At 64.9% G+C, this 15206-nt stretch carries 15 protein-coding genes, 1 tRNA gene and 1 pseudogene; 10 read left to right on the forward strand and 7 right to left on the reverse strand.

Going from position 1 to position 15206, the window contains the following annotated elements; all coding sequences use genetic code 11:
- Positions 1-24: 24 nt before the first annotated feature.
- The 6 genes from A5745_RS18615 to A5745_RS18640 form a co-directional block, all read right to left on the reverse strand.
- A complete protein-coding gene (locus A5745_RS18615; protein WP_076117956.1) occupies positions 25-1509 on the reverse strand; it encodes an MFS transporter in 1485 nt (494 codons plus the stop codon).
- Positions 1510-1738: 229 nt separating this feature from the next.
- Positions 1739-2446: an MBL fold metallo-hydrolase gene (locus A5745_RS18620; protein ID WP_076118020.1), complete on the reverse strand. Its 708-nt coding sequence runs from the start codon at positions 2444-2446 to the stop codon at positions 1739-1741.
- A 35-nt stretch (positions 2447-2481) separates the two neighbouring features.
- Positions 2482-3222, reverse strand: coding sequence for an SDR family NAD(P)-dependent oxidoreductase (locus A5745_RS18625; RefSeq protein ID WP_076117959.1), 741 nt, complete (start codon positions 3220-3222; stop codon positions 2482-2484).
- Between the two features lie 13 nt (positions 3223-3235).
- Positions 3236-3463 carry a hypothetical protein gene (locus A5745_RS18630; protein WP_076118022.1) on the reverse strand — a complete coding sequence of 76 codons (228 nt, stop codon included), beginning with the start codon at positions 3461-3463 and terminating at the stop codon, positions 3236-3238.
- Between the two features lie 62 nt (positions 3464-3525).
- A complete protein-coding gene (locus A5745_RS18635; protein WP_076117961.1) occupies positions 3526-4665 on the reverse strand; it encodes an amidohydrolase family protein in 1140 nt (379 codons plus the stop codon).
- Between the two features lie 32 nt (positions 4666-4697).
- Positions 4698-5552, reverse strand: a complete 855-nt coding sequence (locus tag A5745_RS18640; RefSeq protein WP_083662981.1) for a Stf0 family sulfotransferase — start codon at positions 5550-5552, stop codon at positions 4698-4700.
- A gap of 226 nt (positions 5553-5778) precedes the next feature.
- Here A5745_RS18640 and A5745_RS18645 point away from each other — a divergent pair, with 226 nt between their 5' ends.
- The 10 genes and pseudogenes from A5745_RS18645 to A5745_RS18685 all read left to right on the forward strand — a co-directional run bounded on the left by A5745_RS18645 (position 5779) and on the right by A5745_RS18685 (position 15044).
- Positions 5779-6969: an NAD(P)/FAD-dependent oxidoreductase gene (locus A5745_RS18645; RefSeq protein ID WP_076117966.1), complete on the forward strand. Its 1191-nt coding sequence runs from the start codon at positions 5779-5781 to the stop codon at positions 6967-6969.
- 25 nt (positions 6970-6994) lie between these two features.
- Positions 6995-7684 carry a class I SAM-dependent methyltransferase gene (locus tag A5745_RS18650; RefSeq protein WP_076117969.1) on the forward strand — a complete coding sequence of 230 codons (690 nt, stop codon included), beginning with the start codon at positions 6995-6997 and terminating at the stop codon, positions 7682-7684.
- Between the two features lie 104 nt (positions 7685-7788).
- Entirely contained in the window at positions 7789-8490 is a 702-nt protein-coding gene (locus A5745_RS18655; RefSeq protein ID WP_076117971.1) for a helix-turn-helix domain-containing protein, read from the forward strand.
- Between the two features lie 158 nt (positions 8491-8648).
- The gene (locus A5745_RS18660; protein ID WP_083662983.1) at positions 8649-9353 is read left to right on the forward strand and encodes a helix-turn-helix domain-containing protein; all 705 of its coding nucleotides are present in this window, start codon (positions 8649-8651) and stop codon (positions 9351-9353) included.
- A gap of 140 nt (positions 9354-9493) precedes the next feature.
- Positions 9494-9846: pseudogene (locus A5745_RS18665) on the forward strand (nitroreductase/quinone reductase family protein).
- 235 nt (positions 9847-10081) lie between these two features.
- Positions 10082-11428: an FAD-binding oxidoreductase gene (locus A5745_RS18670; RefSeq protein ID WP_076117975.1), complete on the forward strand. Its 1347-nt coding sequence runs from the start codon at positions 10082-10084 to the stop codon at positions 11426-11428.
- 13 nt (positions 11429-11441) lie between these two features.
- A complete protein-coding gene (locus tag A5745_RS18675; protein ID WP_076117977.1) occupies positions 11442-12407 on the forward strand; it encodes a VOC family protein in 966 nt (321 codons plus the stop codon).
- Between the two features lie 8 nt (positions 12408-12415).
- Positions 12416-13666: a cytochrome P450 gene (locus tag A5745_RS18680; RefSeq protein WP_076117979.1), complete on the forward strand. Its 1251-nt coding sequence runs from the start codon at positions 12416-12418 to the stop codon at positions 13664-13666.
- A gap of 298 nt (positions 13667-13964) precedes the next feature.
- On the forward strand, positions 13965-14123 hold the full coding sequence (locus A5745_RS24800; RefSeq protein ID WP_170874468.1) for a hypothetical protein: 159 nt from the start codon (positions 13965-13967) through the stop codon (positions 14121-14123).
- Positions 14124-14282: 159 nt separating this feature from the next.
- The gene (locus A5745_RS18685; RefSeq protein WP_254848617.1) at positions 14283-15044 is read left to right on the forward strand and encodes an alpha/beta fold hydrolase; all 762 of its coding nucleotides are present in this window, start codon (positions 14283-14285) and stop codon (positions 15042-15044) included.
- 27 nt (positions 15045-15071) lie between these two features.
- On the opposite strand, the gene A5745_RS18690 is transcribed toward A5745_RS18685, so the two are convergent.
- A tRNA-Ala gene (locus A5745_RS18690) sits at positions 15072-15147 on the reverse strand.
- Positions 15148-15206: the final 59 nt, after the last annotated feature.

Below are 15206 nucleotides of genomic sequence, written 5' to 3' on the forward strand. Positions count from 1 at the left end.
GTTCCGTTACCGCCATTGCCCGGACTATGCCGCGTCGCGCGCGCTCGTGGGGCGTCTGGTGCAGGGCTGCTGGCAGGCGTGGTTGATTCCCGGCAGCACCTGTTGTGTGATGTCGGCGCCGGTGCGGATGGTCAGGAACGAGGTGATTGCGCCGACTACGCAGACGGCCGCGGTGATGGCCATCGCGAGCGCGAAGCCGGCGCCGAGCGGCTGGCCGGGGCCCGCTCGAATTCCGGCCGCGACCGGGAGGACGGCGATCGCGATCAGTCCGGCGACACGCGCAATGGCATTGTTGACGCCCGACGCGGTCCCCGCATAGCCGTCGGGTACGGCCGAAAGAACGGCTGCGGTAAGCGGCGCAACGGTGATGGCCAGTCCGACGCCGAACACGACCACAGCGGGCAGCACCGCGGCCAGATACGTTGTCCCGGGCACGATTCGAGTCATCAGCGCCAGGCCGGCGGCGGCGATCAGTGGGCCGACCGTCATGGGCAGCCGTGGCCCGGTGCGCTGCGCGAGCGCGCCTGCCCACGGGGAGCCGATCAGCATGATGATCGTCAGCGGCAACATCGACAGGCCGGCGGCGAGCGCAGAGTAGTGCAAGCTTTGTTGCAGCTGCAGGGCCAGCAGGAACAGGGCGCCGCCGACCGCCGTGTAGACGGCCAGGGTGGTGAGGTTGGCGCCGGTGAATTGCCGGGAACGAAACAGGGTTGGAGGCAACAGCGGCGACTGTGCACGCGCTTCGATCAGCGGGAAAGCGGCCAACGCCAAGGCACCGACCGCGCAGGCGGTCAGGTTCGCCAATGTCCAACCGCGAGAAGGAAACTCGATGAGCGCGTAGATCACTCCGGCCAGGCCCACCGTGATTGCGGCGGTCCCGAGGATGTCAGGGCGGCCCCGCACGGTTGGATCGCGGGATTCAGTGACGTGTCGGCTGGCGATCCACCCCACAGCCACCGCGAGCGGAACATTCAAAAAGAACACCCAGCGCCATGAGGCCGTATCCACCAGCCAGCCGCCGATCAAAGGGCCGAGCGCCGTGGTCACTCCGGACATCCCCGCCCAGATTCCCACCGCACGGCCGCGGTCCTCGTCGGTGATTCCGGCATCGATCAACGCGAGGCTCCCGGGAACCAGCGCCGCGGCACCGACCCCCTGAACCAGCCGGGCGCCGATCAGCCAGCCGATGGTCGGTGCGACGCCACACCCGAGTGAGGCGGCGGTGAAAACGACCAGTCCCGCAACGAAGATTCGGCGACGGCCGTAACGATCTCCGGCGGCGCCACCCGCCAGCAGCAACGCACTCAATGTCAGCAGGTAGCCGTCGAGGACCCACTGTTGACCGGCCAAGCCCGCGCCCATCTCGCGCCCGATGGCCGGCAGCGCGACGTTGACGACAGTGCCGTCCAGCAACGCGATTCCCGAACCGAGGACGGCGGCGGCGATCAGCCAGCGCGCGCCCGCCGCCGCCAATGGCAGCTGATGTGGCGCGCTCGCGGGCCGGTCCACGATGCAGATTCTGCGCCATTGGGCAGTCGCAGCGAATACCGGGATCGCAGGTCTACCATCTCGGCATGCCGATTCTTGGGGACGCAACCGTTGTCGTCGCCCGAGTGGCGAGGTCGACGTCCAATGCCAAACCCGGGTTGCTTGCGATCAACGGCGCCACGCCGAGATTGCCGCCATGGTCGTGACCCAAGGCTCAATCACAGCCCTCACGGCAATCTCGACGTCGAGATCAACCGGCCATCCCCGCATATCCGTCGGCCAGGCCGCGCAACTGCGCGGCGCCGTCGCCGGCGAAGGAGGCGCCGTGCATCAGCGCCAGGGTCGTGGGCCGCAACTGCGCCAGCTGCTCGAGCGTGGGTCCAAGGTTGGGGGTCAGCGCGGTGGCGCGGAAGGCCGCCTCAGCCTCTAAAGCCGGTGCGATGCAGTCGGATTCGGTGAGCGCGGGGCACTGACCGGTGTGGGTGAGCAGATCTCCGGCCAATAGCGTGGAGCTTGTCTCGTCGAACCAAAGCCCGCTCTCCCAGTTGTGCGGCACGTGTGGGGTGGGGATGAATCGCAGTCGATGACCGCCGATATCGTGCACGTCGCCTGCGACTACCGGTGGCCTGTCGCACATGTCGTTGAGCGAGAGCATGCATGCCAGCGGCCCGTGAATGACCTCGGCCTGCGGCGCCGCGGCCAGCAGCGCGTTCATCGCCCCGCACTCGTCGGCCTCGATGTGGGCGAACGAAATCCAGCGCAGGCGTTCCAGCGGTATCACCTTGGCGATGGCCGCGGACACCAGCGGAAAGAGCTGCCGCATCCCGCAGTGGAACAGAAACGGCTGCTCCGCGGTCAGCAGGAACTGGTTGAACGTGAAGCCGTGTTCGGTGATGCCCGGTACCCACGTGGAAAACCGGAAGATACCGTCGGCGATTTCATCGACGGTGGTTTGCAGCTCGGTGGTCATTCACAGCAGGCTACGCCGCCGTGCTAGCCGGCACCCTTGCCGTTGTCGACCCGGTAGACGGCGCCGTGGACGGCGACGGCGGCGTCGCTCGCGAGGAAGGCGATCACGTTCGCGACGTCGAGGGGCTGCATCATCCCGCGCGGCGAGGCGGTGCGCATGATCAGGTCGTAGTTCGGGTTGTCCGGCGCGCTGAACTGTTCAATTTGCGGCGTGAGCATGCCGCCCGGACACACGGCGTTGACCCTCAGGCGATCCGCGGTGTACTCCACCGCCAACGCGCGAGTCAGCCCGATCAGTCCATGCTTGGCGGCGCAGTAGCCGGCCGAATACGCCTGGCCTTCGACACCGGCGATCGAGCTGACGTTGACGATGTTGCCGCCCCGCTCCAGCAGACGGGGTAGCGCCGCCCTGCACAGGTAATACGGCCCGTTCAGGTTGACGCCGAGATCTTGTGCCCAGTCGTCGTCGGTCATCGACTCGGTTCTACGCATCTGGTGCTTGCCGGCGATGTTGACGAGGACGTCCAGTCCGCCGAACTCGCGAACGCATTGATCCACCGCATCCCGACAAGCCTGCGCCACAGCGACATCCACCGATGCGTACGAACCCCGTTCCACATCGGCGAATACCTCGGCCAAGCGCCCGGTATCGCGACCGATGCCGAAAACCGTTGCGCCCTGGCGGGATAACAGCCGGGCCGTTTCGGCGCCCAGGCCCGACGACGCGCCGGTGACCAGTGCGACCTTGCCCCGCAGTGCCGACATGAGAGTCCTTGTCCTAGCGCCTCAATAGGGCCGCGACGCCCGGCGGCATGCGCTTAGCCCCGAAGCTCTGGCCGATGCGGCGTGCGGTCATCAACAGGAGCAGGCTGATTGCCAGCCTCCCCAGCGCGATCCGACTCGTTCGCTTCCGCCAGGTTGACGGCGTCGAGCCCACGCGCCGGCCGAAATAGTAGCCGACGCATGCTGCCATCGCGAGGGCGGCGATTGCCGCGAGCACCGTCATCATGACGAGCGTGCTTCGTCACCGTCGCGGCGAGGTCACGCGCGAGACACAGCTCAGCCGCTCTATCGGTTGAGCAACGAGTCGACGTTGGCGTGAAAGAGGCCGGGCATTTCCAGCCCGTCGCAGCCCATCCGCCGATAGTCGTCGAGCGGCGTCGCTGTCCCCTCGGAGTGCGGGTAGTCGCTGCAGAACATGAACACGTCGCCGGCCATCTGGGCCAGCTGCTTGGGGTTCTCGTATGAGAAGGAGGACACCCGGACGTGGTCGACGAAGTACTCGCTGGGTCGCCGGGACAGTTTGGCCACCGGCTTGCCGTTGAGTTGGGCGGTGAACGCGGACGCACCGTCCAACAGCATCAGAAATTGCGGCACCCAGGCGGAGCTGAGCTCGACCACGCCGAACCGTAAACCTGGGTGACGGTCGAACACGCCGTGCAGGATCAGGTCGGACAACGCCAGCGCCGGGGGCACCCACAGGAATACGGCCTCGGTGGCGGGCACCAGATCCTGCACCGGATCGTCTTGATACCAGCAATCGTCGAAGACCCGCACCTGATCGGCGACGTGGAAGACCGGCGTGACGGCGTGGTCGACGAATGCGGACCAGATCCGGTCATGGTCGGGATGCGACAGCTCCCGGCCGTCCACCGGACCGGCGCCGATCATGGCCAGTGTGATGCCGGCGGCCGCCAGCGTCTCCAGCTCGGCCTCGAGCCATTCCGGGTCGCGCAACGTCAGATGCGCGACGGGATGCAATCGTCCATCGCCTTCGGCCTGCACGACCGCGCACCACCGGTTCCATGCCGCCATGTTGGCGGTCATCGCCGGAAGCGTCGGCGACAGGCGGCGCTCCCAGAGCAGGCCGAAATTGGGGAACAGGACCGCCTCGTCGAGTCCCGCCGCGTCGAGCCAGCGAAGCCGGGCCGCGGGCTGCCAGTAGGAGGCAGGTAACGCGTCGTCGTACCGATAGGAGGGGGGCTTCCCGGCCCGTTGACGGTTGCGGTGCGCCCCGCAGGATGCGGTGTTGCCGGGAAGGTGGACGTCGGCGAGGGCGAGGTGAGCGCCGCGCCAGTCGAGCCAGGTGTAACCGAGTTCATCGTCGACCAGGCTCAAGGCGTCGTCGCGCGCATCCGGGTCGATATGGTCGGCCCACAGCGACCGACTCTCGTAGAGATGCTGGTCCGAGTCGACGATGCGAGTCACACCGCCAGTTCTTCCACCGCCGCCCTGCCGCGTCAAGGCCTGCAAAATCCGGGCGTCGACTTATGGCGGTGCTCTTGGTCAATCAGTCGCCGCCAGCGTTCGTTGACGTGGTCGGACTGACGCTCGAGCGGCGGTTCGGGCAAAGCGGCGGCGTGCACGGGATCGGCGCCGAGGAATCGCAGGACTCGCGCAATCTCACCGCGATAGTTCTTGTCGAGATCTTCATACCGAACCGTCAGGACCTCACGACGCCGAGTGGTGAAGTAGTTGGTCCAAGCCGCTTGTTCGGCGTCCAGGGTCCGTTCCATCTCGGTGATCTGCTCGTACGTCGGTGCCACGCCGGTGAGATCGGCCGCCGGCCGGCCCGGTGTGGGGCGGTCCAGGTAGAGCCCCCAGGGGCGCACCTTCCTCGACGAGCCGGTAGACCGGAACCACTCGCCGGTCGCTTCGGCACGAAACAGCGATATGGCCTGCGCGCGCCGATCGGCACGGACGATATTGACGAAAACTGCTGCCGGAAAAAGCATCTCGAGAACATTTCCCGGATCGCCACGAAAACCCAGTGCTTGCGCGAGCGAAACGACATGCCGCCAATGAATTTTCATACCCCGAATACCGTTCTCCGTCGCCGCGAACGCCATGACCTTCGCCAGATATTCGGTCCACGAGCAATTCGCCGGCAGTTTCAAGTCCTCCTTGTAGGACCCGATGTGGTCGGGCGTGAAGTACTCTTCGGGCCGCCCGGCAACTCCAGTCGCGACGAGGCCACCGGCGAGGAGCGAACTACCCGAACGAGGCGTGGAGGCAATGACATAGGTTGCAGGTCTCATAACCTTCGACCCTCCGGGATTACTTCTACGCTCGCACGCCGCCACCCAAAGTTTCATGCAGTCGTCGGCATGGTGTCGAGGCCCGCTTGCCGCACAGCCGGCCTTGTTTGCAATATTCGCAGGTCAGAGGGCCGAGCCGAGGACACGTTACAGCAGAAAACCCACTCAGTGGGCAGAGGTTTCACAGCTTGTCCCGTGGCTTTTTAACGTCATCGGCGTGGACAGACACAACGCGCCGCTTACGGTATCGCCAGCTGTTGCGCCGGAGCGGGAGTGACAACGGATGCCTAACCGGTCAGTTGTGATTATCGGTGCGGGCCCAGCCGGGATTTCTGCGGCATTGAGCCTGAAAGACAAACGAATTCGATCATTGCTCATCGATCGGGCCGATGCAGTGGCGGCGTCTTGGCGCGGGCGGTATGACCGGCTCAGACTCAACACCGGTCGACAGTTCTCCCATCTACCCGGGCGGCGGTACCCGAAAGGCACTCCGCTCTATCCGACTCGTGACCAAATCGTCGAGCACCTGGACACCCATGCGCACGAGGATGGCATCGAACTACACCTGAATACCGCGGTTGAGCGCATCGACGAACATTCCCTGGGATGGCGGTTGACGACGTCGAACGGCGACCTCGACGCCCGAGTCGTCGTGGTCGCAACGGGTTACGAGCACACGCCATTCATCCCCGACTGGCCGGGCATCTTCAGCGGTGAGCTACTGCATTCAACTCGGTATCGAGATCCGGCGCCGTACGCTCACAAGCGCGTGCTGGTCGTCGGCTCCGGATCGTCGGGCATGGAAATCGCCCACGACCTGACCACAGGCGCAGCGACCAAAGTTTGGCTCTCAGTGCGAACTCCACCAAACATCCTGCCGCGCAAAGGACCCGGGGGACTGCCCAACGACGTGATATCCATACCCTTGTTCCACCTGCCCCCGCGGATAGCCGACCGAATCGCCGCCCGCGCGCGCCGCCGCGCATTCGGCAATCTCGAAGCAGTCGGCCTGCCCGTTCCCGATGAGGGCCCCTTCGCGAAAGCCCACCGGCTGCACGCCGCGCCAACAGTTGTCGACCCCGAGGTTGTCGACGCAGTCCGCGACGGGTCCGTCGAGGTGGTCGGAGCGGTCAGTTCGCTCGAGGGTGCCACGGTGGCGCTGGCCGACGGTACCCGGATCGAGCCCGACGTGATGATCTGCGCGACTGGGTATCGGCCGGGGCTGCATCGGTTGGTCGGACACTTGGGGGTGCTCACAGCTGACCGCGTACCGGTCATGCTGGCGCCGTTAGCTGCCGCCGACGGCCTGTATTTCCATGGCCTGCTGAGCCGCCCCGCGCTCATTGGCTACGTAGCCAGGCAATCACGAAGGCTGGCCAAGCGCATCTCACAAGGCCGCCCCCCGCCGTACTGCCTGAGCCGACCCGCGGCACCGGCCGAGATGTTGCGCCACTACTCCGATACCGGCACGTAATCGACAACCGGACCTAAGGGGAAACATGTCATCCGAAATCATGGACTGGGACAGCGCTTACCGCGAGCAGGGCGAATTCGAGGGCCCGCCGCCGTGGAACATCGGTGAGCCGCAACCGGAGTTGGCGGCGCTGATCGCCGCCGGCAAGTTTCGCGGCGACGTGCTCGACGCCGGATGCGGGGTGGCCGAACTGTCGCTGGCACTAGCAGCGCGGGGCGTCACCGTCGTCGGCATCGACATCACTCCGACCGCCGTCGCTGCGGCTACCAAGGCGGCCGAAGAGCGCGGCCTGACCACGGCTAACTTCGTGCAGGCCGACATCACGTCCTTCACCGGCTACCCACCCGGTTCGGAAGGGCGATTCAACACGATTGCCGACAGCACGCTGTTCCACTCGCTGCCCGTCGAGGGTCGCGACGGCTACCTGCGCTCGATCCACCGGGCCGCGGCGCCGGGTGCCAGCTATTTCGTGCTGGTGTTCGCCAAGGGCGCCCTCCCCGCCGAGATGGAGCCCAAGCCGAACGAGGTCGAGCAGGACGAGTTGCGCGCCGCGGTGAGCAAGTACTGGGAGATCGACGACATCCGGCCCGCCTTCATCCACGCGAACATCCCCCCAGCCGGAGACCGCTGGCCCGAATTTCCGCCGCACGACCGCGACGAGAAGGGCCGGATGAAGTTGCCGGCCTTTCTGCTGACGGCGCACAAGGCCGGCTAACACTCTCGATCGCCGCGTCGGGGTCAAGCAGCGGGTCAGGCGTGGGCCAGTCTGAGTTGGATCACATGTCCGGTCGTGTGGCCAGCGCTCAATGTGCGGGCGCGATGCACGGCCCGTTTCACGACGATGGTCGCGGGGTCATCCAGAGCGCATTTGAGCTGCTGGGGCACGTGGGTGCGTTGGAACCGGTGCGGCTCGTCGATTTAGCGAATGCGAGCGGGATCCCCCGGGAGACCGTGCGTCGAATGCTCCAGCAGCTAATCGCAGTCGGGGCGGTCAGTCGCGAAGGTACCCGCTATCGGCTCGGCGCGAGCCTGCTGGAACTGGGTGCGCGAGTCGGCTCGGAGCGACGACTGCGGGCGGCCGCCCGGCGACCGATCGCCGAACTCGCAACCGCCACCGGTGCCGCAGTCCACTTGTCCGCGACGATCGGCAGTGACCTGGTGTACCTGGACGCGGTGGACGCTCGGGTACCGGTGGGATTCACAGCCGAACCCGGAGCTCGGGTACCGCCGAGAACTGCGGCCGCTCGCGCCCACACCGAAATGGGCGGCACCGCACCGATTGTGGACCCCGGCGGAGTGATAGCGGACCTGAGTTGTGTCGCGGTAGCGATTCCGCTGGGCAACGGCGCGGCGGCGGTGGTGTCGGTGCTTGTCCCGGGACCGCGACCGCCGCTCGGAGTGTTGGCTGCCACCAGGGCCACCGGCACCCGGATCGTCAGCCTCCTTCTTCCACCGCGCGACCGTGACGAGACAAAGCCGGACGAAGCTGCCGGCCTCCTCCTGGCGCACAGGGCTGGCTGACACTCTCAATGGCGGATCAGTCCGCGCCCATGCCCGTGAGCCTTTCATCGGTGAACGAAAGTTGTTCATTCTCGATATTCGGCATAGTTTGCTGTGTTTGTGCGTTAGACCCTGAGATGTCGTGACATTTGTGTGGGCATCAGAGCATAAAGGGGTCGATGGTGGACCAATCCGAGTTGGATCGATTGACCGATCGTGTGGCCAGCGGTAGGCGCGCGGACGCGACGGGCGGCTCCTTTCACAATGACGGTCGCGGGGTCATCAGGAGCGCATTTGAGCTGCTAGATCACGTGGGTGCAATGGAACCAGTGCGGCTGCTCGACTTGGCGAATGTGAGCGGAATCCCCCGGGAGACGGTCCGTCGAATGCTGCAGCAATTAATCGCGGTAGGGGCGGTCAGTCGCGAAGGTAGCCGCTATCGGCTCGGCGCGAGCCTGCTGGCGCTGGGCGCGCGAGTGAGCTCGGAGCGGCGATTGCGTGCGGTCGCCCGTCGACCGATCGCCGAACTCGCAACCGCCACCGGTGCCGCAGTGCAGTTGTCCGCGATGATCGGCGGTGAGCTGGTGTACTTGGACGCGGTCGACGCTCGGGTTCCGTCCGGAGTGGTCGTTCAGCCCGGCGCCCCCGTACCGCCCAGATGCGCGGCTGCGCGGGCCCACACCGAATTGGGCTATACCGCACCGATCGTGGACGCGGGCGAGTTGAGAGCGGATATGAGCTGTGTCGCGGTAGCGATTCCGCTTCGCAACGGCGCTGTGGCAGCCCTGTCGACGATCGTCGCGGGACCACGGCCGCCGCTCGGACTGCTCGCCGCGACCAGGGCCACCGGTGCCCGTATCGCAGGGCTCCTGCACACACCGTGAATTGGTGATCAGCGAGAGATACCCGCTTAGTGGGCACGGAGTGGCCGCCGGTCCCGCTGCTTCTTAGCGTCATGTGCGTGACAGCCACGAACAGGGCGAATCGCGCAGGTGCAAGTACTGCGGCTGGCCCCATGCACAACATGACTCCGGTGGAACAACTGGTGCTGCTGCCCCTGATGCGCCTTCATGACACCGTCTATCGGAATATCAACGGACGGATGCCACCCCGCGGCAATGCACTGACCTACGTGAAGGACTGCGACTCGTATCGCGACCGGTTGGAGTGCGAAATCAACGTCGGTTCAAAACAATTCGTGGTGAGCGCATACAGAATCACACCTGATGGAGCCGACCACGCGCGGCTTTGGGAGATCGTCAACAAAAACAAATTGCACCGGTACACCGCCATCAGAGTCGAACGTCGCTGTCAATCCCGGTCATCGCGCTAACCCGGCTCGAAGAGCTTAGAACCCAAGGCCACCACGGCCGGTGACGATGCTGGTGGATACGCGGCGCGCAGTGATCAGCGAGAAACGCCCAATCAGTGGGCGCGGACTCGCCGTTGGCCCCGTCGCTTCTTAGCGTCACACGTGTGAAGGGAGCAAATGCCGCCACGACTGGCGCGGGAGTATTGCCGGCGCAGCTGGCGCTCGTGTGCGAGTCATGCCGCGCGGTGGGGAAAAGCCTTTGTTGGCAACAACATTCATCCCGGTCCCGATAGGAGACAAATGAGTACAACCGATCTGATAGCCGCCGCAGCCAACGACCTGGCTAGCCGGATCAACGCCACCCAGCTGCGTGTGCCCGACGGTGCGCCGTTGATTTGGAATGCGGCGGTGCAGCATCGTCCAGCACTGATCATGCGGGCCGAGTCACCGTGCGACGTACAGGAAGCAATCCGTGTGGCGCGTGACCGTGGGATGCGGCTCTCGGTGCTCGGCGGCGGCCACGACTGGGCCGGTCGCGCTGCGTACGACGGCGGTCTGGTGATCGACATGTCCGGGATGCGAAGTGTCACCGTCGATACCGAGGCGCGGATCGCAACGGTGGGTGGGGGCGCCACAGCGGCCGAGTTGATCGACGCGGTCGCGCCGTACGGGCTCGTTGCCGCCACCGGCAACTGCGGTGCTGTCGGCATGACCGGCCTGACGCTCGGCGGGGGCTACGGACCGCTCAACGGGCGGTTCGGCCTTGCCTCGGACAACCTGGTCGGCGCCGAGGTGGTCCTGGCGGATGGCCGAATCGTCACAGCCGACGCGACTCACGAGCCAGAGCTGTTCTGGGCACTGCGCGGTGGTGGCGGCAACTTCGGCGTGGTCACCTCGATGCGGGTGCGGTTGCATCCGGTGGACCGGTTGATCGGCGGGATGATCATGTTTCCGTGGTCGCAGGCCGCGACGGTATGGCGTGGGCTGCGTGACCTGTTGTCGACGGCGCCCGACGCGCTGACCGTCCAGAGTGGACTGCTGCCCGGCCCGGACGGCAACCTGACGGTTTATCTGCAGCCGGCGTGGAGCGGCGATATTCGTTGCGGCCTAGCGGCCGTCGATCTGCTCGCAACGCTCGGAACGCCACTGATCACACAAGTCGCGCCCGTCGCTTACGGTGAAATACTGCGCCTTTTCGACGTGGGGTGTGTCCGTGGACTGTGCTGGGCGGTTCGCACCCGCACGGTCGCGGGGTACACGCCCGAAGTCATCGATGCGCTGGTGGAGGCCGCACGGACACTGACCTCGCCGCGCAGCCTCGTCTCCATCCACCATTGTCACGGCGCATCGACTCGCGTAGCCCCGGACCAGACCGCGTTCGCAAACCGCCGCCCGCATTTCGTCGTCGAGATCGTCGCGTGCTGGGAGGCCGGAGACGGCGCCGCTCACCGCGCCTGGGCAGAAGCGTTGTCGGACGCGCTTGCGCCGCACGCGCTTCCAGGCGGATACGCCAATCTGCTCGGGCCCGACGACCACGATCAAATCGCAAACGCATACGGCGACAACGCCACACGGCTCGTCGCCGCCAAAAATCACTACGATCCCGACGCGGTGTTCACCGCCATCCCACTTCCCAGCGTCGGCTAAAAGGCGAACTCGAATGCCGTACATCATCGACAGTCACCACATCACCATGTCGGTGAACGGAGCCCAAGAAGACGTTGACTTCCACGTCAAGGTACTCGGGCTGCGGCTGATCAAACGCACGGTGCTGTTCGACGGGACGCTCCCGATCTACCACCTGTACTACAGCAACGCCGACGGCGACCCGAGCGCGGTGCTCACCACCTTTCCCTTTGGCCAGGCCGGAATCTACGGCCGGCGCGGCACCAACCAGGCGCGTGAGGTATTGCTTGCCGTTCCGGCGGGTTCGCTGAACTATTGGTCCTCTCGGTTGCACGAGCGGGCCGCGGACGTCCAGGACGCGACCGTGTTCGATCGACGTCGCGTGCTGTTCCGGCATCCGTGCGGCATCGAGTACCAACTGGTCGAGGTCGACAACGACCCTCGGCGTGGTTACAGCGGCAGCGGGGTGCCCGAGGAGTACGCCATCCACGGCATTTACGGTGTCGGTGTCCACGTGACGGGGCCCGACACCGCTGTCGAGTTCGCCGCCAATCACCTCGGTGCACACGAAGGCCCGACGGAAGGCAGCCGGTTTGCGTTGCGAGCCGGCAAGTCCGGGCTCGGCGGCGCGGTCGAGCTTGTCGTCAATCGCGCGGACGAGCCCGGGACGTGGACCTACGGTGCCGGAACCATCCACCACTTCGCCTGGAACGCAGACACTCTCGAGAATCAGGACAACCTGAAATTCGAGATCGAGGGCGCGGGCTATACGGACATGTCCGAAGTGCGCGACCGCAAGTACTTCAAGTCGGTCTACGTCCGCTCGCCCGGCGGCGCCCTATTCGAACTGGCCGTGACACACAACGAGGGCGGCTGGGACTGCGACGAATCGCCGCAGGAACTGGGCAAACGATTCCAGCTGCCCGAGCAGTTCGAGGCACGGCGCGACGAGATCCTCGGCCGCCTCGCGCCGATCAGACTCCCGGAAACTGCAGAGTAAGGAACTCAATGAATACACCCGCAGTCGATAATGCCGCCGAAGTTCTGGCCGACCCGTCGGCGTACGCCGACGACGAACGGCTGCACACGGCGCTACGGCAACTGCGGGCACACAATCCCGTTGCGTGGGTGGACCATCCGCCGTATCGGCCGTTCTGGGCGATCACCAAGCACGCGGACATCATGGCGATCGAGCGCGATAATGACCTGTTCATCAGCGCGCCCCGGCCGATGCTCACGCGCGCCGATGCCGACGATCTGCTCATGGCACAGCGGGAAGCCGGGACCGGCATCCGCACCCTGGTCGACATGGATGACCCACACCACCGCAAGGTGCGTGCGATCGGAGCGGACTGGTTTCGCCCCAAGGCCATGCGCGACCTGAAGGCGCGAGTCGACCAGCTGGCCAAGCGCTATGTCGACAAAATGCGCGAGATCGGACCTGAGTGCGATTTCGTCACCGACATCGCCGCCGACTTCCCGCTTTACGTCATCCTGTCCTTGCTCGGCCTTCCTGAATCGGACTTCCCTCGGATGCGCACGCTTACCCAGGAGATGTTCGGCCGCGATGACGCCGAACACCAGCGCGGCCAAGAACCCGAGGCCTGGATCGCGGTGGTGCAAGACTTCCTCAACTACTTCGCCACGCTGACCGCGTCACGCCGTCGAAAACCCACCGAAGACCTCGCCTCGGCCATCGCCAACGGGCGCATCGACGGCCAACCGCTCTCGGACATGGACACCGCGTCCTACTACGTGGCCATCGCTAGTGCCGGCCACGACACCACCAAGGACGCCATCTCTGGTGGAATGCGTGCGCTCATCGAAAACCCCAGTGAATTACGGCGATTGAAGCAGGAGCTCACTCTGATGCCGACGGCTGCCGAGGAGATGATCCGGTGGACGACGCCGGTCAAGGAATTCATGCGCACCGCAACTGCCGACACCACTGTTCGAGGGGTCGACATCGCCGAAGGCGAGTCGGTGTATCTGGCGTATGTGTCCGGAAACCGTGACGAGGAGGTCTTCGACGATCCGTTCCGCTTCGATGTCGGCCGCGATCCCAACAAGCATCTGGCCTTCGGGTATGGCGTGCACTTCTGCCTCGGCGCCGGGCTGGCGCGGATGGAGATCAGCAGTCTCTACCGAGAACTGCTCCCTCGGCTGGGATCGATCGAGCTCGCGGGCAAGCCCGAATTATCCGCGACAACGTTTGTCGGTGGCCTCAAACACCTGCCAATTCGCTACTCACTGAAGTGATTTCGGTACGCAAACATCCTTCCGATTCCTGACACCGAAAGGCATACCATGACGCGATTTCCTGAGCATTACCCACCGCGGCCGTCCCTGGCGGGCACCGTACGACAACTATGCGCTCACAGCTTGATCGCGATACAGCTGGTCTTTCTGAGCATCATGTCGTGGGCAGCTATTTTCGGCGACCTCCCGATGTCTGACAAGGCTTCCCGACACTGTGTGCAAAACGACTTCGGGCCAGCGGCTTCACGCGACCGACCCGATCGATGAACAAAGCATCACGGCAAAGCGAAGCCCGAGAATGGAATTCAGCGCAAAGCGCAATCAATATGTGGTGCCGGATTATTCGCAGTCGACCGAAGGGGACCCTCTTGTCCAAGGCGGCGTTCTGCGACAACTTGCCCTTCACGGCATCGTGACGGTGTTGCTGGTGGCAGCCGCCGTCGTGATGTTCTGGTAACCCCAGCGCTAGCCGACGAAATCAAACCTGAAACGACGAGTTGCCGTGTCTGAATTCGACTAAACGGCAGTCGTTTTGCGGGCAGCCGTTGCCGCCCGATGATGGCCCACGCCCTGCCGGTGGGCACGTCCGTATTTTTTGTCAACTAAAGGACGGTAGATGAATATCTTGGAGACAACGCCATTGGACCAACAGGCTCCTTCCCCGGCCAAAGCGATGCAGGGGTCGACGTATGTGCTGATTCCGGGCGCCTGGCATGGCGCCTGGTGCTGGCGTCCGGTTGCCCGGCGGCTTCGCGCGGCGAACCATCATGCGATCACCTTGACGCTGCCTGGTCTGGGCGACGGCGATGATCCGTCGGGCTACAGACTCAGGGACGCAGTCCATTACGTCGTCAACGAGGTGCGCCGGCGCGAACTGGACAACGTGATCCTCGTCGCGCACAGCTGGGGAGGCTATCCCGCCACGGGTGCCGCTCACCTACTCGTCGGCCAGGTCACCAAGATCGTCTACTACAACGCTTTTGTGCCGGTTCGCGGCAGATCCCTTGTCGATGAGACACCACACACACGCGAGTTGATGCTGCGGTTGATCGACGGATCGCCTTTCGGCGCCATTGCACCGAGCCTGGAATACGTCGAGCAGCTGTTAATGCAAGGCGTTGCCCCAGAGCTGCAGCGGTTGGTGGCCGATCTAATGACGCCGCAGCCCGGCGGTTACTTCCTTGGCGGTCTCGACATCGACGCGGCGAGTCTCGGTCTTCCCACCGCCTATGTCGCCAGCGACAGCGATTGCGCGCTGCCACAACCGGGGCCAGAATTTGCGGCCCGGCTCGGTGTACAACCCCTCGTCGTTCCGGGGACGCACAATGGAATGCTGACCCACCCCGACGAAGTGGCCAAAGCGATCCTCGCGGCTTGATGGAACTAATGTCTCGCGACGTCACATTGGTGGAGCTAAGGGGACTCGAACCCCTGACCCCCACACTGCCAGTGTGGTGCGCTACCAGCTGCGCCATAGCCCCGAGAAGTTGTGCCCATCGAAGCTACACCACTGGGAACATGCGTTCAAAGTCGCAGGTCA

Source organism: Mycobacterium sp. IS-2888, assembly GCF_001954215.1.
Classification (GTDB): Bacteria; Actinomycetota; Actinomycetes; order Mycobacteriales; family Mycobacteriaceae; genus Mycobacterium.